Origin of the sequence: Pseudomonas sp. GCEP-101 (genome assembly GCF_025133575.1) — a bacterium.
Taxonomy (GTDB): domain Bacteria; phylum Pseudomonadota; class Gammaproteobacteria; order Pseudomonadales; family Pseudomonadaceae; genus Pseudomonas; species Pseudomonas nitroreducens_B.
The window spans coordinates 786,401-808,380 of sequence record NZ_CP104011.1; the positions used below are offsets into that span (position 1 = coordinate 786,401).

Below are 21,980 nucleotides of genomic sequence, written 5' to 3' on the forward strand. Positions count from 1 at the left end.
GAGCGTTTACCTGTGGGTGGTGCCTGCATGGGCAGGCCAACTCGACGAGGCGGGATTGTCGCGTGAAACGCGTCGGGGGGAAAGGCCGGCGGGCGGACGGCCTGTGCGTTTCGCTTACGGCGTGCCGAAGACGTAGACGTTGCCGGTGAGCTTGACCGCGCCGGTGGCCTGGTAGGTGAGCAGGTTGGTCTGTTGCAGACCGCCGCCGGAGACCTTGCCCTGGTTGGAGCCGCCCAGGGTGAACTGCAGGTTGCTGGCGCTGGCGTTGGTCAGGCCGATCTTCATGGCCTGCCGGTTGAACAGTGCACCGTCGCCGTTGAAGCCGTTGTTGATGGTCACCATGTCGATGGACATGCCGTCGAAGCTGAAGCTGCCCTTGATGTTGTCCAGCACGATGTAGCCGGTGCTGTTGAGCGGCTGGATCGCCAGGCGCGCACCGCAACCGCCGCTGCAGCGGGTGTCGGCGGTGTTGGCGGCGAGGTTGAAGTTGACGCTCAGGCTGACGCCGTCCTGCCCGCTGACGTCGGCCATCTCACTGTCGTCCAGGCCGCGCATCTCGCCGTGGGCGGTGGCGGCGGCCAGCAGCACCAGGGGGGCCAGGAGTCGGCTCGAAAAACGTGCGGTATTCACGGCGAGTCTCCTCATGCGCTAGCGCGGCAGGTTGACGGTGCGGACGTTCAGGTAGTCGATGCGCAGGCCACGAACGGCCTGGGAACCGAGGTCGGTACCGCTGATGTTCAGGTTGCCGATGCTGATATTGCTCTTCTGCACGTTCTGGTAGAAGGCCTCGTGGTTGGCCCAGGTGACGCCTGGCGCGCTGAGCATCAGGTCGCCGTTGCTGGCCACCGAGAGCGTCGCCGGCTGGTAGTTGGCGTCGCCCAGGTTGAGGTCGAAGTAGACGTTCTTGGCCACCACCTTGTTGCTGTCGGCGCAGTTCTCGCAGCCGGCGATGATCAGTTTGTCGGCATACATCTGCAGGCTCATGGAGGCCTTCAGCCCGGCGGCGTCGCCCCACAGGTTGAGGTAGGACCCGTTGAGGGTGAAGTTCTCCAGGGCGATGGAGAAGAAGTCGGTGCGGGTGCTGGTGGCGCCAGCGCTGCCGTCGCTGTTGTAGGCGGTGCTGGGCAGGGTGAATTTGGTGGCGATGCCGATATCCAGGCCCTGGATGCGGGTGCCGGAGGCGTTCTGCATGGCGCCAGCCACCAGTTGCACGGTGGCGACGTTCTTCTCGGTGCGGGTGATGGTGCCGCTGACGCAGGTGGTGGCGCTGCCGCCTTGCGCGCCGCAGAGCTGGACGAACTTGTCGTAGTCGCTGGCGCGCTGGCTGAGGGTGACGCCGTTGCGGCTGACGTTCCAGGAGGCGCTGAGGTTCTGCTGGGCGGTGGTGAGGTCCTTGGTGCTGGCGTCGTAGGTATCCACCGAGGCGTTGTAGTTCTTCACCGCCGTGTTGTTGCTGCACGCGAGGATGGCGCCGCAGTCGTACTTCTCGCCAATGGTGGTCGGGCGATCGGCGCAGAAGATCAGGCCGCACACCTGCGCGGGAGCGTTGTTGTAGCTGGTGGTCATGGCGTTGTAGTTGTTCTTCTGCACGGCCTGGGCGGCGTCCACCTCCGCCTTGCGCTGGTTGACCACGACCATGTCGGCATCGATGCCGCTCTTGAGGCCGATCATGTTGTTCGAATAGGTGCTGAGCAGCGTGTCGCGCTGGGTTTTCAGTGCGCTCAGCTCGGTATTGATCCTGGTGGTCGCCTGGTTCGGGTTGGTGCAGCCGGCGTCGCCATACAGGCAGCCCTGGTAATAGGACCAGAGGCCGAACTTGTGGGTGTCGTTGATCGGGTCGGTCCAGGTCGGCGTCATCAGCTGCAGCGCTTCCTGGTTGGCCGGGATGTTCAGCCCCGCCTTGTACTTCACCGGGCCGAGGGTGAAGGGGTGCAGCGGCGTGCCGAGGTAGGCCTTGGTGTCCAGCGTGCCGCGCTGGCTGCCGGCACCCTTGATGTAGGCGCCGGTGATGTCGACCTGCACGTCCTGGTTGGCGCTGTTCTTCACCCCGGTGATCTTCGAGGTGGCCGTGGCCTGGTCGTAGCTGAAGCCATCGATGAAGAAGCCCAGGCCGGCGCCGCTGACTTCTTCCAGCTGGTCGTCATCCAGGGCCTTCATGCCCAGTGCCGGCAGGCTGACCAGGCAACCGGCGAGGCAGGCGAGTACTGCTGTGCGCCAGCTCATGTCAGCAGCCCGCCGCTTGCGAGCCCATGCAGGTCGGCTGCCGGGGCAGGCCGCGCAGGGCGTCGTAGAGGTTGATCAGGATCGGGTAGACCGCGTCCGCGCCGCTGCCCACCTTGGGGAAGTTGGCGAAGGCGCCGGACTGGGTGTTGACGAACTTGCCGGCGTTGGCCAGGTCCTGCCAGGGCACGTTCTGGTTCTGCAGGGAGAAGAAGATACCCTGGGCGCCGGTGTTGATGTCGGTGGAACCGGGCTTGCCGATGTAGATGGTCTTGTAGTTGGTCAGGTCGAAGCAGGTGGTCAGGCCCAGCGCCTGGCAGTTGTTGGTGGTCGACAGGGTCGGGATCAGCGCGGCGATCAGGCCGCCCGCGTCCGAGTGCAGCGAATCGCCCTTGGCGATGCCGATCTGCTCGGCGCGGTTGATCGGCTGGCCGTTGATGGTGGCCTCGCCGGTGCCGGCCTTGAGCAGCACCACGTCGGCGTAGACCGGGGTATCGCCGGCCACGGCCAGCGCCAGGCAGTTGATGAGGTTCGGGCAGCCGTTGCGGGTGTAGTAGTCGTAGGCGATGGAGGCCGGGCCGTAGATCTGCCCCTGCAGGTTGCCGGTGATCGACAGGATGTCGCCGGACAGGTCGCCCTGTGCCTTGCCGAAGCCGACCCGCGCGCCCACCAGCTGGCGCACGCCATTGTTGGTCTGGAAGGCGAATTCTACGTACGGATCCTGGATCTGGAACGGCACCACCTTGGCGTCGGGCGTATTGGCGTTGTCCACGCGGCCCAGGGCGAAGTTATTGATCAGGATATCCGCCGGCTGGCCGGACACGGTGGTGGAGCCGGTGCGGGTGTAGTTGCCCAGGCTCAACTGGTCGATGTTGGTCAGCAGGCTGATGTCGGCGCCGAAGTTGAGCCGGGTGTACTGGTAGTTCTGGTAGGTGGACGCGTCGACGGTGAGCATCGCGCCCTGCCCGGAGATGCTCGACAGCTCATCGTCATCCATTGACTGCATGCGCGCCTGGGCGGAAAAAGCCAGCAGGCCGCCGCAGAACAAGGCAAGGGCACGCATGAGCGGACCGGAGGACTGACGCATGGCACTCTCCTTTCCTGGCCCCTGTTCGCGGGGCCTGTTGTTATTCATCGGGCGTATCGGGTCAGGAACGAGGTCGAGACTCGGCGCCGTGATGCCACTATAGGAATTCAGCCGCCACGGCGGCCCGACCCATAGTCGAGTAAATCGCCAGGAACGATAGACGACGAACGGAACGTCCGGCAAAGGTTGTTACCCATCGTCACACCCGGGTGACAGGGCCGCGCCGGCGATGGCTCACTGATGGCGGAACAGGCCGATCAGGTGCTCGGCGATGGCGCCCTTGATGGCGTCGAGGTTCAGCCGCGAATGGGCCTGTAGTCTGGCGATGTTAAGGCGGTGCAGGTGCAGCGAGGGCATGCGCGCCTCGTACTCGCGCAGGTCGCCCTTCACCAGTACCGGCAGGAAGATGTCCCCGCGCATGCGGTAACGGTTGATCAGCAGCTTCAGGCCGTCCTGGAACGGCAACTCGCGCGAAGCCACCAGCCGGTGTTCGGCGGGAATCTTCAGGTACAGGCCGCTGTAGCCCATGGTCTCGCCAGGCAGGATATGGATGCCGGTGGGCTCCACCGCGTCGCCGGGAATGTCGTGGAAGGTGTCGAACCAGGCCTGCTCGTCCGGCAGGATGGTGATACCGCCCTCCTGGTTCTCCGGGATCACGAAGCTGTAGTTGCTGTAGAGCTTCTCGACATACGACGAATAGATGCACAAGCGATTTTCGAAACGCTGCAGGAAGGCGATGGCTTCGTTGCGATCAGTGATCGCATCCAGGTCCCAATCGAGGTCGTTCTGGCGTTCCAGTTCGGCCCAACGGGCTTTGGCGAGTGCGGCGTCGTAGGTCATCTGCGTCAATCAGACTCTGAAAGCTAGGTCTCTGAGAAAGACTTGGGCAAAAAACTTGCCAGAAAATTCAGCCAGTTAGGTCGGATTTTCCGTGAGATGCGTCACACGGACGCTGATGGTGCGGTCGCAAACTGACGCGTTTCGTCACCCTGTCGGCCAGGGGTAGGCCTTTGCAGTACAATCGCCCCCTTTGTTCATTCCGGGCCCAACCAAGCCGATGATCGACCCACGACGCGTACTACGCGCCCTCGCCGAACACTGGGTGCTGCTCGAGCCGCTGTGCGAGCGCTTCGACGCCGGCACCCTGAGCCTGGTGGAGCTGCGCATCCAGCTCACCAGCCAGTTGCCCGACAGCACCCCGGTGGACATCACCGCCCTGCTCGACCAGTGGGTACGCCTGGACATCCTCGTCCCGGTGGCCAAGAGCCCCAACCGCTTCGAGCTGAACGCGCAGATCCACGACTTCCTCGCCTACCTGCGCCAGGAGCACCGCCTGGGCCTGTGCCTGGAGATCGAAGCCTACCTGCGCCACCTGGAACGCCTCGCCGGCTACATTCGCGATGCCTTCGAAGTGCGCGACGGCAACGACCTGGCCCGCCAACTGCGCCTGCTCGACATGCGCGTGCGCGACGTGCTGAAGAAGCTCGCCAACGACGAACAGGCGCTGGTCGCCGTGGCCGAGCGGGCCAAGACCAGCGACCGGCAGATTCCGCTGCGCCAGCGCTATGCCGAAGTCCTCGCGACCTGGGACGAATACGTCGAGCCGATGATCCAGCTGGTCTCCGCCGACGGCGCCTTCGAACAAGGCGTACGCCGTGTGGAGCAGGTGCTGCTGCGCCTGCTCGGCGAGCAGGCGCGCCTGGGCCAGCTGGTGGACGACGACCAGTTGCTGCGCACCCATGCGCGCATCCTGGAAATGCAGACCACCGCCCAGCTCACCCTGCGCCGCGCCCGCGAACTGCTGCTGCCCCTGCGCGAGGAAGCCCGCCGGCACAACGCGATCACCCGCGGCGCCGCCCTGGCGCTGTCGGTCATTCGCCGCAAGGGCATCGATGCCGTGCCCCAGGCCGCCATGCCGATGTTCACCCGGCCGCAGAGCAACTTCCTCGGCACCGCCTCGCAGGTGGAGAGTTACGTCTTCGCCCTTGCCAACTTCCAGCCCAAGCCGGCGCACTTCCCCAAGGCCAGCGGCAATCGCAAGAGCGACGGCCCGCAACGCTCGCCGCGCACCGCGCGGGAAATGCTCGACCGCTGCCAGGCCGCGCTGCCGCTGCCGGACCTCATGCAGTGGCTGCTGGAGCAGGAGCCCGAAGGCGCGACCGACGAACTGCTCTACTGGTTCTCGCGCCTGTCGCGCGATGCCCGCTTCCAGCGCGACCGCCTCGAGCGCCGCCAATACGACACTCTCCAGCACAGCGTCAGCCTGTGCTCCTTCGCCCTGATCGCCGGCCCCGCCGCTGGCAAGGACAGCAAGAGCGAATCGCATGCAGATTAATCTCACCGAAATGACCCAGCTCGCGCCGATCTTCCGCGAGCTGTTCAAGGGCTTCCACATCAGCCGCCGCGACCCGGAGCTGTACAGCCAGCTGTCCAACCAGCAGGACGCCTACCGCGCGCTGTTCCGCAGCCTGGGCTACGAGCTGGTCTGCGATACCCGCGGCTTCTACTACTTCGTCCCCGAGCAGGTGGGCGCCCAGGTGAACAAGACCGCCCAGCGCCTGGCGCTGTTCACCTTCATCCTCGTCGAGCACCTGGCCGACCAGGGCCGCGACCCGCTGGCCGTCCTCGATGGCGGCAGCATCGGCCGCGACGAGCTGCCGCCGCTGCTGGAGAAGTACCGCGACCTGTTCCTGCAGGCCGAGGTGACCACCCAGGAGGAGCTGGAAGAGAAGGTCATGCGCCGCCTCACCCAGCTCGGCTTCGCCGCCGAGGACAACGGCGTGTACCGCTTCCTGCCGCCGATCCACCGCTTCCTCGACGTCTGCCTGTCAGTCCAGCAGGACCGCGACCTGGCCGCCAACCTGCACGCCAGCGAAATGCAGTTCAGCGCCCCGGTGGTGATGGAGGAAGACGACGAGCCGGTGGTGATCCTGGAGTCGTATGCCGACGAGCCGGCCGACGAAGACGCCATCGTCCCCCTGGAACAACCCGCCGCCGTGGCCGTTGAAGAAGAGAGCGAAGAAGACGCTCTCGCCCGCGCCATCGCCGAAGAACAAGCCGACATGGAGGCCCAGGCATGACCCAGGAACGCTACGGCATCCGCCGCTTCGCCCTGCTCAACACCGCCGGCTACAGCCTCGGCATCTTCCCGCTGGAACAGCCGCTGTCGGTGTACGGCGCGAACAACCTCGGCAAGTCGGCGTCGATCAACGCGCTGCAGTTCCCGATCCTCGCGCGCATGTCGGACATGAGCTTCGGCAAGTACAGCCTGGAAGCCTCGCGCAAGTTCTACTTCGCCACCGACACCAGCTACATCCTCATCGAGCTTGACCTGCCCAACGGCCGCCACGTGATCGGCGTCGGCGGCCGCGGCCCGGGCGGCGGCTTCGGCCACCAGTTCTTCGCCTACCAGGGCGAGCTGGATCTGGAGCACTACCAGAAGAACGGCACCTGCCTGCGCCTGCGCGAGCTGTACGCGAACCTTGAGCGCGAGGGCATCAAGTCCTATGAACTCAAGCCCGACGAGCTGCGTCGCCTGCTGGTCGGCGGCCACACCTCGATCCCGCTGGACCTGACGCTGATCCCGCTGCGCTCCACCAGCGAACAGAGCCTGAAGACCTTCCGCTCGCTATTCATCAACCTGCTGCACATGCGCGAGATCACCGCCGCCAAGCTCAAGCAGCTGTTCCTCGATGCCTTCGAGCACAGCCTGCGCTCGGGCAGCGTCGACTACATCGCCGCCTGCGAGGAAGCCTTCCGCGACGTGCGCCGCATGGAGGGCGACTACCAGGCGCTGGTCGCTGCCGGCCCGCTGGTCGAAGCGCTGGCCAATGGCGTGCAACAGCGCGAAATCCTGCGCGGCAAGATGCACCGCCTCTCACCCCTGCTGGATAACCTGCTGGGCACCTGGGAAGACTATTCCGGCGCGCGCAAGGAAGAGCTGGTCATCCAGGCCGAGCACTACAAGCGCGAGCAGGACGGCCTGCAGAACGAACAGCGCGGCAGCACCGCCGAGCTGATGCGCCTGGAGCGCGAGATCAGCGAGATCCAGCGCTGGATGGGCGAACTGGCCGTGCTGAAGAACCGCTTCGCGCTGGTCGACGACGCCAAGGTACTGGAGCAGCAACTGCTCGCCGCCAAGGACGCCCACGACGAACTGGCCGGTGCCCTGGCGCACTCCCGGCAGTTCTCCAGCGAAGACCTGGACGAGCGTCTGCGCGACCTGGAGAAGCGCCTCAAAGGCGTACGCCAGCAGCTCGAACACGCCGACAACAACAGCTACGCCCGCCTGCGCGAAGAGTTCTCCCAGCAGGACGTGGAACGCCTGATGCGCCTGTTCAACGGCGCGCTGTTCAGCCTGCCGCTGGGCGAGAAGGGCGTGGACCTGGACGAGGCCGGCCAGTGGGTCGGCAGCGTTGAGAAGATCCTCGATGCCTTCAAGGGCGAGCGCTTCGAAGTGCCCGGCCTTTCCATCGACCTCTCCACCATCGAGCCGCCGGCGCTGCAGGCCCTGGCCGACCGCGCCGCCCTGCGCGACCAGAAGGAGCGCCTGGAGAAGGAACTCAAGCAGCTCAAGACCCAGCAGGCCGTGGCCGCCGACCGCAACGCCAGCAAGGCGCAGGCGGACAGGCTGTACCAGGACGTGCTCGATGCCCAGAAGGCGCTGGAAGACTTCCGCCGCAGCCAGACCCTGAGCGCCGAGGAACCGGGCAAGCTGGAGCAGCTTGCCCAGCTCGAAGCCACCCAGGACGAACTCAAGCGCTCCGCCGACGCCTTCACCGAGCGCGTCCAGCAGCTCTCCGCCAAGCTGCAGCTGATCGGCCGCCAACTGGCCGACATGGAGGCCAAGCAGCGCACCCTGGACGACGCCCTGCGCCGCCGTCAGTTGCTGCCGGCCGACCTACCCTTCGGCATTCCGTTCATGGACCCGGTCGACGACTCCATGGACAACCTGCTGCCGCTGCTCAACGACTACCAGGACACCTGGCAATCGCTGCAGCGCGTGGACGGCCAGATCGAGGCGCTGTACGCCCAGGTGCGCCTCAAGGGCGTGGCCAAGTTCGACAGCGAGGATGATCCGGAACGTCGCCTGCAACTGCTGATCAACGCCTACGCGCACCGTACCGACGAGGCGCTCACCCTGGCCAAGGCGCGTCGCGCGGCGGTCACCGACATCGCCCGTACCCTGCGCAACATCCGCAGCGACTACGACAACCTGGAACACCAGCTGGCGCTGTTCAACCGCGAGATCAACAAGCGCCAGGTATCGAACCTGCAGAGCTTCCGCATCGTGCTCGCGCCGAACAAGGACGCGCTCAAGCACATCGACCAGATCATCCACAGCGCCGGCCAGTACGAAGAAGGCGAGAACCTCTCGGTGTTCGACCTGACCCAGAGCGCCGAGCAGGATGCGAAGAATGAGGAAGCCAAGGACTACCTGTCGCGCCTGGTGGCGGCCAACAACAACCAGTTGGGCCTGAAGGACCTGTTCGAGCTGGCGTTCGAGATCACCAAGATGGGTGGGCAGCCGATCATGCACACCGACATCGACGGTGCGGCCTCCAACGGCACCACCATGACCATCAAGGCGCTGACCAACATGTACCTGTTGTTGCACCTGATGGACCGCGAACAGGCCGGCCGCATCCGCCTGCCCTACTACCTCGACGAGGCAGCGGACATCGACGAGCGCAACCAGTCGGCGCTGCTGGAGACCAGCCTGCAACTGGGCTTCGTGCCGATCCTGGCGAGCGTGAAGCCGCAGGTCTCGGCCCAGGTGGCCATCGACCTGGAAGGCGGCAGCGGCCCCAACGGCATCTACATCGACGAGGCGGACTGGAAGTACATCCGTCGTCGTGACACCGAGAAGGCCGCGCACAACGACGTGGAGGCGAGCACCGAACCGGCGTGATGCCCCTGCGTTGACGAAAAGCCCCGCCCTGCGGGGCTTTTTCTTGTGGGCTCTTCGTAGGAGCGAGCTTGCTCGCGAACGGGTTCATGCAGGGCCTGTTCGCGAGCAAGTTCGCTCCTACAGGGGGCAAGTCGCGAAGTTCAGCAATGAAAAAGGGCCGCAATCGCGGCCCTTTTCCTGTTCGGCTGAAACTCAGTTCGCCTTGCCCAGCGGGATCTTCGGTGCCCAGTCCAGCCACTCGTCGTTGGCCTCGTCGAACAGCGCGAAGGTCTGCCCGGGCTTCGCCGGCGCGCCCATCGTGTCATTGTTCGGGGTGGCGAAGGCCACGCCGCCGGCGAGGATCGTCTCCATCGACTCGGTGCGCACCTTCACGCCCTTGAACAGCCCGGCATCCACGCCAACACCGCTGGTATTCCAGAAGCGGCTACCGGTGCGCACCAGCGGCGCGTAGCGCGGCTCGATGAGGATATGGATCAGCACGCGATCCGCCGTTTCGCCCAGTTCGAAGGACGTTACCTTGCCCACCTGAACTTCACGGTACGTCACCGGCACACCGGTCTTCAGCGAGCCACGACGAGGCGCGCTGAGCGTCAGGCGCAGGCCGTCCTCATCCAGCAAACGGTTGGGCTCACCTGCCAGCAGGCTGAAGCTGGTCTGCTCCTGCCCCGCCTTGGCGCCCGGCAGGACCTCGATGTACTGGCCGCTGACGATGGTGCCCAGGTTGCTCACGCCGGACAGCCCGACCTGCGGCCCCACTACCCAGAAACGCGTGCCCTGGCGGGCGATGCGATCGGCGCTGCGGGTCAGGCGCGCCTTCAGCAGCACGCTCTGCAGGTCCTTGCTCAGCTCAACCTGCTCCACGCGGCCAACCTCCAGGCCCTTGTAGCGCAGGACGGTGCCTTCCTTCAGCCCGTCGGCGGTATCGGCGCGCAACTCGATCATCTGCCCCTTGAGATGCGCATCCTCCTCGTTATCGAACAAGGCGAAGCGACGCACCTTGGTGATCGGCGCCGCCTTGGGATCGGGCGTATCGAAAGCGATGCCGCCAGCAAGCAAGGTCTGCAACGACTCGCTCTTCAGCTTGATGCCGTCGAGCCCGCCGCTGACCGTGATGCCGCTGATGTTCCAGAAGCGCGACGAGGTATTCACCAGGTTGGCGTACTCCGGCTCGATGTGCACACCGATGACCAGGCGCGACGGATCACGCCGGGACAACTGGTAGCTCTGCACGCTGCCGACCTTCATCTGCCGGTAGAGGATCGGCGTACCGACCTCCAGCGACCCGAGTTGATCGGTGGTCAGCACCAGGTGCAGGCCGGGGGCGTCGAGATTCAGCGGTGGGGCTTTGGGCCGAATGACGAAATCACGGGTCGGCTCGCCATCGCTGGCGAAGCGCACGTTGAGGTAGTTGCCCTTCACCAGAGCCTCGAGCCCGGTGATGCCCGCGAGCGAGATGCTCGGCTTGACCATCCAGAACTCGGTCTTGCTGTTGAGGAATTCCTCGGTGCGCGGGTCCATGGACAGGGTAGCGGTGGCGCCGTTGAAGTCCTTGTCCATGTCGATGCTTTTCACCGTGCCGACTTCCACGCCGTTGTACATCACGGGCGTGCTGCCAGGGGTGAGGCCGCTGACGTCACTCACCTTCACCTTGACCGCAAGCCCGGCCTGGGCGGCGTCGAAGTCCTCATAGAGGCGGAACGGCTTGGTCGGGTCGGTGGGCGGGCTGTCCGCATAGTTCTCCGGCGTGGCGAAGGCGATGCCGCCCGCCGCGATGCTCGCCAGGGACTCGGTGCGCAGCTTCAGGCCGCTGAGGCTGCCGGACAAGGTAATGCCGCTGGCGTTCCAGAAGCGCGTGTGCTTGCGCACCAGGTTGGCGTAGGCCGGCTCGATGTGGACCTTTACCTCGATGGTCTTCTGGTCCTCGGCCAACTGGTAGCTCTTCACCTGGCCGACCTGGATCTGCCGGTAATAGATCGGGCTACCCTGCTCCAGGGAACCCAGGCGATCGGCTTTGAGGATCAGGTGCAAGCCGGGCAGGCTGTCCGACAGCGGCGGCGGCTCCTTCAGCGCGATGAACTCGTGCTGCTGCTCGCCCTTCACCGGGTCGACGGCGATGTAGTTACCCGAGACCAAGGTCTCCAGGCCGGTCACCCCGGCAATCGACACGCGCGGCTTGACCAGCCAGAAGCGGGTGCTCTTGCTCAGGTACTCCGCCGCCTCCTTGCGCATCTCGACCACCGCCGTGACGCCCATGTTGGGCTTGTTCACATGCAGGTCGACCACCTTGCCCACGCCAATGCCCTTGAACACCACCTCGGTCTTGTTGGCCTGGATACCCTCGCCACTCTCGAACTGGATCTGGATCATGATCCCCGCCTGGTCGTAGGCGCGCCAGGCCAGCCAGGCACCGATCGCCAGTGCGATCAGCGGAAGGATCCAGATAGCCGACCAGTTGGTGGTCTTGCGCATCTTGGGTGTTGGGAGGTCACTCATCGTTGTCTTCCGCGTCCGTGTTATCCCAGATCAGCCGGGGATCGAAAGTCACTGCAGCCAGCATGGTGAGCACCACCACGCTGGCGAAGGCGGCCGCACCGAGGTTCGCCTCGATGCTGGCCAGGTTGCCGAAGTTCACCAGCGTCACCAGGATCGCGATGACGAAGATGTCGAGCATCGACCAGCGGCCGATCCACTCGATGAAGCGGTACATCACATTCCGTTGCAGGGCGGAAAGCGGCTGGCGCCGCTGCACTGAATACAGTAGCAGCGCAATGCCGACGAGCTTGAAGGTCGGCACCAGAATACTGGCCACGAACACCACCGCAGCGATGGGCACCATGTCGGCATTGATCAGTTCGACCACACCCTCCATGATCGTCGCCGGCATGCCGTTGCCGAGGAAATTCACCGTCATGATCGGCAGCAGGTTGGCGGGGATATACAGGATCGCCGCAGTGATCAGCAGCGCCCAGGTGCGGATGATGCTGTTGGGACGACGCTCATGAACCACCGCGCCGCAGCGGCTGCAGTGGGTCTCCCCATCGTCTTCACGACGGTTGAGCTGGTGGCATTCGCCACAGACCACGATCCCGGCGTCAATGGCCCGCATCGTCGAACTCCCCGGACAGTTCGCCCCAGACCTGATGGTGGGACATGGTGACCTCCAGCCAGACCTGGGTGAACAGCAGGCCCACGAAACAGGCCAGGCCAACACTGACGTGCAACTCCGCCATCCCGATCAGTTTGACGATCGAAACGAGGATGCCCATCAGATAGACCTCGAGCATTCCCCATTCACGCAGGTGCTGATAGCCGCGCAGCAGCAGCATGCCGTGCTCGCGCAGCGACTTGTAGCGAATGGATAGCAGCACGAACAGCTGGCAGAGCAGCTTCGCCAGGGGGATCACCATGCTGCACAGGAACACCAGGAACGCGACACCGGCCATGTTCGAATGGTAGAGGCCGACCACACCGCTCCACACGGTATCCATGCTGGTCTGGCCGAGGATGGTGATGTGCATGATCGGCAGGAAGTTCGCCGGGATATACAGAATCAAGGCCGTCAGCACCAACGCCAGCGCACGGCGGACCATGTGAGGACGGTGGATTTCCAGCTCGTATCCGCAACGCGGGCAAACCGAGCGGTGCCCGAGGGGAACGGGCTCGCGGCGCATCAGCAGGTCGCACTCGTGGCAAGCCATCAGCTCTTCCAGAGGCAGATCCCGCAAGGCTTGTCCTTCGATATCGGGCATGTAGGAACTCAGGGAAAATTTGAAGCTATTGTAGACGACGAAAACCCATTTCCGTTGCCCCCAACGGCCCTCGAACATTCTGGAGAAACCCGCCAGGAGTGCCGGTTTGCGCGGCGTTCCGGTAGTTGGGAGCATGCCTGTCCCGAGTCCACGAGAACAGAGGCATGGTGTGAAATTTCCCACGCGCAAAAGCAAAACCCCCGGCCAGCGATGCTGACCAGGGGTCTTGGGATAGGAGCTTGACGATGACCTACTCTCACATGGAGAAACTCCACACTACCATCGGCGATGCGTCGTTTCACTACTGAGTTCGGGATGGGATCAGGTGGTTCCAACGCTCTATGGTCGTCAAGCAATTCTTTAGGACGCTCGTGGCAGTTGCACACGCTCATCCGAATTCGGGTATGTGACAGGTAATTTGCGGTTCACACGAACTTTCGGTTCGTTACGTCTTCACCGTACAACACACAAATTGTTTGGGTGTTATATGGTCAAGCCTCACGGGCAATTAGTATCGGTTAGCTCAACGCCTCACAGCGCTTACACACCCGACCTATCAACGTCGTAGTCTTCGACGGCCCTTCAGGGGAATCAAGTTCCCAGTGAGATCTCATCTTGAGGCTAGTTTCCCGCTTAGATGCTTTCAGCGGTTATCTATTCCGAACATAGCTACCCGGCAATGCCACTGGCGTGACAACCGGAACACCAGAGGTTCGTCCACTCCGGTCCTCTCGTACTAGGAGCAGCCCCTCTCAAATCTCAAACGTCCACGGCAGATAGGGACCGAACTGTCTCACGACGTTCTAAACCCAGCTCGCGTACCACTTTAAATGGCGAACAGCCATACCCTTGGGACCGGCTTCAGCCCCAGGATGTGATGAGCCGACATCGAGGTGCCAAACACCGCCGTCGATATGAACTCTTGGGCGGTATCAGCCTGTTATCCCCGGAGTACCTTTTATCCGTTGAGCGATGGCCCTTCCATACAGAACCACCGGATCACTAAGACCTACTTTCGTACCTGCTCGACGTGTCTGTCTCGCAGTCAAGCGCGCTTTTGCCTTTATACTCTACGACCGATTTCCGACCGGTCTGAGCGCACCTTCGTACTCCTCCGTTACTCTTTAGGAGGAGACCGCCCCAGTCAAACTGCCCACCATACACTGTCCTCGATCCGGATAACGGACCAGAGTTAGAACCTCAAGCATGCCAGGGTGGTATTTCAAGGATGGCTCCACGCAGACTGGCGTCCACGCTTCAAAGCCTCCCACCTATCCTACACAAGCAGGCTCAAAGTCCAGTGCAAAGCTACAGTAAAGGTTCACGGGGTCTTTCCGTCTAGCCGCGGATACACTGCATCTTCACAGCGATTTCAATTTCACTGAGTCTCGGGTGGAGACAGCGCCGCCATCGTTACGCCATTCGTGCAGGTCGGAACTTACCCGACAAGGAATTTCGCTACCTTAGGACCGTTATAGTTACGGCCGCCGTTTACCGGGGCTTCGATCAAGAGCTTCGCTTTCGCTAACCCCATCAATTAACCTTCCGGCACCGGGCAGGCGTCACACCCTATACGTCCACTTTCGTGTTTGCAGAGTGCTGTGTTTTTAATAAACAGTCGCAGCGGCCTGGTATCTTCGACCGGCATGGGCTTACGTAGTAAATACTTCACCCTCGCCGGCGCACCTTCTCCCGAAGTTACGGTGCCATTTTGCCTAGTTCCTTCACCCGAGTTCTCTCAAGCGCCTTGGTATTCTCTACCCAACCACCTGTGTCGGTTTGGGGTACGGTTCCTAGTTACCTGAAGCTTAGAAGCTTTTCCTGGAAGCATGGCATCAACCACTTCATCATCTAAAAGACGACTCGTCATCAGCTCTCGGCATTAAGACCCCGGATTTACCTAAGATCTCTGCCTACCACCTTAAACTTGGACAACCAACGCCAAGCTGGCCTAGCCTTCTCCGTCCCTCCATCGCAGTAACTAGAAGTACAGGAATATTAACCTGTTTCCCATCGACTACGCTCTTCAGCCTCGCCTTAGGGACCGACTAACCCTGCGTCGATTAACGTTGCGCAGGAACCCTTGGTCTTTCGGCGTGGGAGTTTTTCACTCCCATTGTCGTTACTCATGTCAGCATTCGCACTTCTGATACCTCCAGCAAGCTTCTCAACTCACCTTCACAGGCTTACAGAACGCTCCTCTACCGCGCATCTTGCGATGCACCCGTAGCTTCGGTGTGTGGTTTGAGCCCCGTTACATCTTCCGCGCAGGCCGACTCGACTAGTGAGCTATTACGCTTTCTTTAAAGGGTGGCTGCTTCTAAGCCAACCTCCTAGCTGTCTAAGCCTTCCCACATCGTTTACCACTTAACCACAACTTTGGGACCTTAGCTGACGGTCTGGGTTGTTTCCCTTTTCACGACGGACGTTAGCACCCGCCGTGTGTCTCCCACGCTGACACTTCCAGGTATTCGGAGTTTGCATCGGTTTGGTAAGTCGGGATGACCCCCTAGCCGAAACAGTGCTCTACCCCCTGGAGTGATACGTGAGGCGCTACCTAAATAGCTTTCGAGGAGAACCAGCTATCTCCGAGCTTGATTAGCCTTTCACTCCGATCCACAAGTCATCCCCTACCTTTTCAACGGGAGTGGGTTCGGTCCTCCAGTCAGTGTTACCTAACCTTCAACCTGCTCATGGATAGATCGCCCGGTTTCGGGTCTATACCCAGCGACTAAATCGCCCTATTAAGACTCGCTTTCGCTACGCCTTCCCTATACGGTTAAGCTCGCCACTGAATATAAGTCGCTGACCCATTATACAAAAGGTACGCAGTCACCTAACAAAGTAGGCTCCCACTGCTTGTACGCATACGGTTTCAGGTTCTATTTCACTCCCCTCTCCGGGGTTCTTTTCGCCTTTCCCTCACGGTACTGGTTCACTATCGGTCAGTCAGTAGTATTTAGCCTTGGAGGATGGTCCCCCCATATTCAGACAAAGTTTCTCGTGCTCCGTCCTACTCGATTTCACTTCAAAGAACCTTTCACATACGGGGCTATCACCCACTATGGCCGCACTTTCCAGAGCGTTCTGTTAGATTCAAAGAAGCTTAAGGGCTAGTCCCCGTTCGCTCGCCACTACTAAGGGAATCTCGGTTGATTTCTTTTCCTCAGGGTACTTAGATGTTTCAGTTCCCCTGGTTCGCCTCTTACACCTATGTATTCAGTGCAAGATACCCGAGTTATCTCGGGTGGGTTTCCCCATTCAGAGATCTCCGGATCAAAGTCTGTTTGCCGACTCCCCGAAGCTTATCGCAGGCTACCACGTCTTTCATCGCCTCTGACTGCCAAGGCATCCACCGTATGCGCTTCTTCACTTGACCATATAACCCCAAGCAATCTGGTTATTGTCTCGAACGTGAAGACGACATTCGCCGAAAATTCGCGCTTGAACTCGCAAATTTTACCTTGACTTGAATAATCACCAGTGAAAGAGATTATTCAGTCTACTTCTATCACATACCCAAATTTTTAAAGAACGGTTCTGGCACAAAGACCAGACATCAATGTTCGTTCAACCTGAACATTCATGTCTGAGCTTTCGACGATTAATGGTGGAGCCAAGGAGGATCGAACTCCTGACCTCCTGCGTGCAAAGCAGGCGCTCTCCCAGCTGAGCTATGGCCCCTTATCGGATCAGCAGCACACCACAACAATTGGTGGGTCTGGGCAGATTCGAACTGCCGACCTCACCCTTATCAGGGGTGCGCTCTAACCAACTGAGCTACAGACCCAATCGTCTAACCAGTGAATCAAGCAATTCGTGTGGGAGCTTATGAAGAAGCTGAGATCTTCGATTAAGGAGGTGATCCAGCCGCAGGTTCCCCTACGGCTACCTTGTTACGACTTCACCCCAGTCATGAATCACTCCGTGGTAACCGTCCCCCTTGCGGTTAGACTAGCTACTTCTGGAGCAACCCACTCCCATGGTGTGACGGGCGGTGTGTACAAGGCCCGGGAACGTATTCACCGTGACATTCTGATTCACGATTACTAGCGATTCCGACTTCACGCAGTCGAGTTGCAGACTGCGATCCGGACTACGATCGGTTTTATGGGATTAGCTCCACCTCGCGGCTTGGCAACCCTCTGTACCGACCATTGTAGCACGTGTGTAGCCCTGGCCGTAAGGGCCATGATGACTTGACGTCATCCCCACCTTCCTCCGGTTTGTCACCGGCAGTCTCCTTAGAGTGCCCACCCGAGGTGCTGGTAACTAAGGACAAGGGTTGCGCTCGTTACGGGACTTAACCCAACATCTCACGACACGAGCTGACGACAGCCATGCAGCACCTGTGTTCCGATTCCCGAAGGCACCCTCGCATCTCTGCAAGGTTCCGGACATGTCAAGGCCAGGTAAGGTTCTTCGCGTTGCTTCGAATTAAACCACATGCTCCACCGCTTGTGCGGGCCCCCGTCAATTCATTTGAGTTTTAACCTTGCGGCCGTACTCCCCAGGCGGTCGACTTATCGCGTTAGCTGCGCCACTAAGATCTCAAGGATCCCAACGGCTAGTCGACATCGTTTACGGCGTGGACTACCAGGGTATCTAATCCTGTTTGCTCCCCACGCTTTCGCACCTCAGTGTCAGTATCAGTCCAGGTGGTCGCCTTCGCCACTGGTGTTCCTTCCTATATCTACGCATTTCACCGCTACACAGGAAATTCCACCACCCTCTACCGTACTCTAGTCAGGCAGTTATGGATGCAGTTCCCAGGTTGAGCCCGGGGATTTCACATCCATCTTACCAAACCACCTACGCGCGCTTTACGCCCAGTAATTCCGATTAACGCTTGCACCCTTCGTATTACCGCGGCTGCTGGCACGAAGTTAGCCGGTGCTTATTCTGTTGGTAACGTCAAAACAGCAAGGTATTAACTTACTGCCCTTCCTCCCAACTTAAAGTGCTTTACAATCCGAAGACCTTCTTCACACACGCGGCATGGCTGGATCAGGCTTTCGCCCATTGTCCAATATTCCCCACTGCTGCCTCCCGTAGGAGTCTGGACCGTGTCTCAGTTCCAGTGTGACTGATCATCCTCTCAGACCAGTTACGGATCGTCGCCTTGGTAGGCCTTTACCCCACCAACTAGCTAATCCGACCTAGGCTCATCTGATAGCGCAAGGCCCGAAGGTCCCCTGCTTTCTCCCGTAGGACGTATGCGGTATTAGCGTTCCTTTCGAAACGTTGTCCCCCACTACCAGGCAGATTCCTAGGCATTACTCACCCGTCCGCCGCTGAATCCGGGAGCAAGCTCCCATCATCCGCTCGACTTGCATGTGTTAGGCCTGCCGCCAGCGTTCAATCTGAGCCATGATCAAACTCTTCAGTTCAACACTGCTTGGGTTTTGAGAAAACCCTAAACTTGGCTCAGCAATCGCATGCTCAATTTAATGAGCTAAAACTCTCGAATTCACGAGTGTTACTTGCGTTGCTGATAATCAGTCGATCATCAGTCTTACATCACAAGCACCCACACGAATTACTTGATTCAACTTGTTAAAGAGCGTTTGGCCGAGGCTTTCGTCTCAACCGAGGCGCGCATTCTACGCTAACCTCATCTTTCGTCAAGCTTTATTTTCGAAAATTTCTTTTCTACTCAATCGCCTGGCTTCGGAGAGCCGTAACCCTCGTCGGCAGCAAGCACAAACTGTGTGCTTACACTAATAGGCAAAGCCCCGGACAGCGAAGCTGACCGGGGCTTTGGGATAGGAGCTTGACGATGACCTACTCTCACATGGAGAAACTCCACACTACCATCGGCGATGCGTCGTTTCACTACTGAGTTCGGGATGGGATCAGGTGGTTCCAACGCTCTATGGTCGTCAAGCAATTCTTTAGGACGCTCGTGGCAGTTGCACACGCTCATCCGAATTCGGGTATGTGACAGGTAATTTGCGGTTCACACGAACTTTCGGTTCGTTACGTCTTCACCGTACAACACGCAAATTGTTTGGGTGTTATATGGTCAAGCCTCACGGGCAATTAGTATCGGTTAGCTCAACGCCTCACAGCGCTTACACACCCGACCTATCAACGTCGTAGTCTTCGACGGCCCTTCAGGGGAATCAAGTTCCCAGTGAGATCTCATCTTGAGGCTAGTTTCCCGCTTAGATGCTTTCAGCGGTTATCTATTCCGAACATAGCTACCCGGCAATGCCACTGGCGTGACAACCGGAACACCAGAGGTTCGTCCACTCCGGTCCTCTCGTACTAGGAGCAGCCCCTCTCAAATCTCAAACGTCCACGGCAGATAGGGACCGAACTGTCTCACGACGTTCTAAACCCAGCTCGCGTACCACTTTAAATGGCGAACAGCCATACCCTTGGGACCGGCTTCAGCCCCAGGATGTGATGAGCCGACATCGAGGTGCCAAACACCGCCGTCGATATGAACTCTTGGGCGGTATCAGCCTGTTATCCCCGGAGTACCTTTTATCCGTTGAGCGATGGCCCTTCCATACAGAACCACCGGATCACTAAGACCTACTTTCGTACCTGCTCGACGTGTCTGTCTCGCAGTCAAGCGCGCTTTTGCCTTTATACTCTACGACCGATTTCCGACCGGTCTGAGCGCACCTTCGTACTCCTCCGTTACTCTTTAGGAGGAGACCGCCCCAGTCAAACTGCCCACCATACACTGTCCTCGATCCGGATAACGGACCAGAGTTAGAACCTCAAGCATGCCAGGGTGGTATTTCAAGGATGGCTCCACGCAGACTGGCGTCCACGCTTCAAAGCCTCCCACCTATCCTACACAAGCAGGCTCAAAGTCCAGTGCAAAGCTACAGTAAAGGTTCACGGGGTCTTTCCGTCTAGCCGCGGATACACTGCATCTTCACAGCGATTTCAATTTCACTGAGTCTCGGGTGGAGACAGCGCCGCCATCGTTACGCCATTCGTGCAGGTCGGAACTTACCCGACAAGGAATTTCGCTACCTTAGGACCGTTATAGTTACGGCCGCCGTTTACCGGGGCTTCGATCAAGAGCTTCGCTTTCGCTAACCCCATCAATTAACCTTCCGGCACCGGGCAGGCGTCACACCCTATACGTCCACTTTCGTGTTTGCAGAGTGCTGTGTTTTTAATAAACAGTCGCAGCGGCCTGGTATCTTCGACCGGCATGGGCTTACGTAGTAAATACTTCACCCTCGCCGGCGCACCTTCTCCCGAAGTTACGGTGCCATTTTGCCTAGTTCCTTCACCCGAGTTCTCTCAAGCGCCTTGGTATTCTCTACCCAACCACCTGTGTCGGTTTGGGGTACGGTTCCTAGTTACCTGAAGCTTAGAAGCTTTTCCTGGAAGCATGGCATCAACCACTTCATCATCTAAAAGACGACTCGTCATCAGCTCTCGGCATTAAGACCCCGGATTTACCTAAGATCTCTGCCTACCACCTTAAACTTGGACAACCAACGCCAAGCTGGCCTAGCCTTCTCCGTCCCTCCATCGCAGTAACTAGAAGTACAGGAATATTAACCTGTTTCCCATCGACTACGCTCTTCAGCCTCGCCTTAGGGACCGACTAACCCTGCGTCGATTAACGTTGCGCAGGAACCCTTGGTCTTTCGGCGTGGGAGTTTTTCACTCCCATTGTCGTTACTCATGTCAGCATTCGCACTTCTGATACCTCCAGCAAGCTTCTCAACTCACCTTCACAGGCTTACAGAACGCTCCTCTACCGCGCATCTTGCGATGCACCCGTAGCTTCGGTGTGTGGTTTGAGCCCCGTTACATCTTCCGCGCAGGCCGACTCGACTAGTGAGCTATTACGCTTTCTTTAAAGGGTGGCTGCTTCTAAGCCAACCTCCTAGCTGTCTAAGCCTTCCCACATCGTTTACCACTTAACCACAACTTTGGGACCTTAGCTGACGGTCTGGGTTGTTTCCCTTTTCACGACGGACGTTAGCACCCGCCGTGTGTCTCCCACGCTGACACTTCCAGGTATTCGGAGTTTGCATCGGTTTGGTAAGTCGGGATGACCCCCTAGCCGAAACAGTGCTCTACCCCCTGGAGTGATACGTGAGGCGCTACCTAAATAGCTTTCGAGGAGAACCAGCTATCTCCGAGCTTGATTAGCCTTTCACTCCGATCCACAAGTCATCCCCTACCTTTTCAACGGGAGTGGGTTCGGTCCTCCAGTCAGTGTTACCTAACCTTCAACCTGCTCATGGATAGATCGCCCGGTTTCGGGTCTATACCCAGCGACTAAATCGCCCTATTAAGACTCGCTTTCGCTACGCCTTCCCTATACGGTTAAGCTCGCCACTGAATATAAGTCGCTGACCCATTATACAAAAGGTACGCAGTCACCTAACAAAGTAGGCTCCCACTGCTTGTACGCATACGGTTTCAGGTTCTATTTCACTCCCCTCTCCGGGGTTCTTTTCGCCTTTCCCTCACGGTACTGGTTCACTATCGGTCAGTCAGTAGTATTTAGCCTTGGAGGATGGTCCCCCCATATTCAGACAAAGTTTCTCGTGCTCCGTCCTACTCGATTTCACTTCAAAGAACCTTTCACATACGGGGCTATCACCCACTATGGCCGCACTTTCCAGAGCGTTCTGTTAGATTCAAAGAAGCTTAAGGGCTAGTCCCCGTTCGCTCGCCACTACTAAGGGAATCTCGGTTGATTTCTTTTCCTCAGGGTACTTAGATGTTTCAGTTCCCCTGGTTCGCCTCTTACACCTATGTATTCAGTGCAAGATACCCGAGTTATCTCGGGTGGGTTTCCCCATTCAGAGATCTCCGGATCAAAGTCTGTTTGCCGACTCCCCGAAGCTTATCGCAGGCTACCACGTCTTTCATCGCCTCTGACTGCCAAGGCATCCACCGTATGCGCTTCTTCACTTGACCATATAACCCCAAGCAATCTGGTTATTGTCTCGAACGTGAAGACGACATTCGCCGAAAATTCGCGCTTGAACTCGCAAATTTTACCTTGACTTGAATAATC

The 21,980-nt window shown here is 59.6% G+C and carries 10 protein-coding genes, 2 tRNA genes and 5 rRNA genes; 3 read left to right on the top strand and 14 right to left on the bottom strand.

The annotated features are described in order from the left end of the window. Positions 1-114: 114 nt before the first annotated feature. From N0B71_RS03640 to N0B71_RS03655, 4 genes are all read right to left on the bottom strand, one after another. Positions 115-630: a DUF6160 family protein gene (locus N0B71_RS03640; RefSeq protein ID WP_259757349.1), complete on the bottom strand. Its 516-nt coding sequence runs from the start codon at positions 628-630 to the stop codon at positions 115-117. A gap of 18 nt (positions 631-648) precedes the next feature. Then, positions 649-2,223 carry a hypothetical protein gene (locus tag N0B71_RS03645; protein WP_259757350.1) on the bottom strand — a complete coding sequence of 525 codons (1,575 nt, stop codon included), beginning with the start codon at positions 2,221-2,223 and terminating at the stop codon, positions 649-651. Position 2,224: 1 nt separating this feature from the next. After that, positions 2,225-3,307 carry a hypothetical protein gene (locus tag N0B71_RS03650; protein WP_259757351.1) on the bottom strand — a complete coding sequence of 361 codons (1,083 nt, stop codon included), beginning with the start codon at positions 3,305-3,307 and terminating at the stop codon, positions 2,225-2,227. A 234-nt stretch (positions 3,308-3,541) separates the two neighbouring features. Then, positions 3,542-4,147, bottom strand: coding sequence for a hypothetical protein (locus N0B71_RS03655; RefSeq protein WP_259759469.1), 606 nt, complete (start codon positions 4,145-4,147; stop codon positions 3,542-3,544). A gap of 217 nt (positions 4,148-4,364) precedes the next feature. Here N0B71_RS03655 and mksB point away from each other — a divergent pair, with 217 nt between their 5' ends. From mksB to mksF, 3 genes are read left to right on the top strand one after another with little or no spacing between them, the layout of a single operon-like run. Then, on the top strand, positions 4,365-5,642 hold the full coding sequence (gene mksB / locus N0B71_RS03660; protein ID WP_259757352.1) for an Mks condensin complex protein MksB: 1,278 nt from the start codon (positions 4,365-4,367) through the stop codon (positions 5,640-5,642). After that, the gene (mksE, locus tag N0B71_RS03665; protein ID WP_259757354.1) at positions 5,632-6,387 is read left to right on the top strand and encodes an Mks condensin complex protein MksE; all 756 of its coding nucleotides are present in this window, start codon (positions 5,632-5,634) and stop codon (positions 6,385-6,387) included. The genes mksB and mksE overlap by 11 nt, the downstream gene beginning before the upstream one ends. Beyond that, positions 6,384-9,218, top strand: a complete 2,835-nt coding sequence (gene mksF / locus N0B71_RS03670; protein ID WP_259757355.1) for an Mks condensin complex protein MksF — start codon at positions 6,384-6,386, stop codon at positions 9,216-9,218. Before mksE ends, mksF begins: the two co-directional genes overlap by 4 nt. A gap of 192 nt (positions 9,219-9,410) precedes the next feature. Here the strand turns inward: mksF and N0B71_RS03675 are convergent, their stop codons facing one another. The 10 genes from N0B71_RS03675 to N0B71_RS03720 form a co-directional block, all read right to left on the bottom strand. Further along, on the bottom strand, positions 9,411-11,711 hold the full coding sequence (locus N0B71_RS03675; RefSeq protein ID WP_259757356.1) for a PqiB family protein: 2,301 nt from the start codon (positions 11,709-11,711) through the stop codon (positions 9,411-9,413). After that, positions 11,704-12,324 (bottom strand): paraquat-inducible protein A, encoded by a 621-nt coding sequence (locus tag N0B71_RS03680; RefSeq protein ID WP_259757357.1) that lies wholly within the window; start codon positions 12,322-12,324, stop codon positions 11,704-11,706. Before N0B71_RS03680 ends, N0B71_RS03675 begins: the two co-directional genes overlap by 8 nt. After that, positions 12,311-12,967 carry a paraquat-inducible protein A gene (locus tag N0B71_RS03685; protein WP_259757358.1) on the bottom strand — a complete coding sequence of 219 codons (657 nt, stop codon included), beginning with the start codon at positions 12,965-12,967 and terminating at the stop codon, positions 12,311-12,313. Before N0B71_RS03685 ends, N0B71_RS03680 begins: the two co-directional genes overlap by 14 nt. A 237-nt stretch (positions 12,968-13,204) precedes the next feature. Continuing rightward, positions 13,205-13,320, bottom strand: a 5S ribosomal RNA gene (gene rrf / locus N0B71_RS03690). Positions 13,321-13,454: 134 nt separating this feature from the next. Further along, a 23S ribosomal RNA gene (locus tag N0B71_RS03695) occupies positions 13,455-16,346 on the bottom strand. 229 nt (positions 16,347-16,575) lie between these two features. Then, positions 16,576-16,651, bottom strand: a tRNA-Ala gene (locus N0B71_RS03700). A 29-nt stretch (positions 16,652-16,680) separates the two neighbouring features. Beyond that, positions 16,681-16,757: transfer RNA gene (locus N0B71_RS03705), tRNA-Ile, on the bottom strand. 64 nt (positions 16,758-16,821) lie between these two features. After that, positions 16,822-18,357, bottom strand: a 16S ribosomal RNA gene (locus N0B71_RS03710). A 381-nt stretch (positions 18,358-18,738) separates the two neighbouring features. Further along, a 5S ribosomal RNA gene (gene rrf, locus N0B71_RS03715) occupies positions 18,739-18,854 on the bottom strand. A 134-nt stretch (positions 18,855-18,988) separates the two neighbouring features. Next, positions 18,989-21,880 (bottom strand): 23S ribosomal RNA (locus N0B71_RS03720). The 16S, 23S and 5S rRNA genes sit together here with 2 tRNA genes alongside, the layout of an rRNA operon. Between the last annotated feature and the right edge of the window lie 100 nt (positions 21,881-21,980).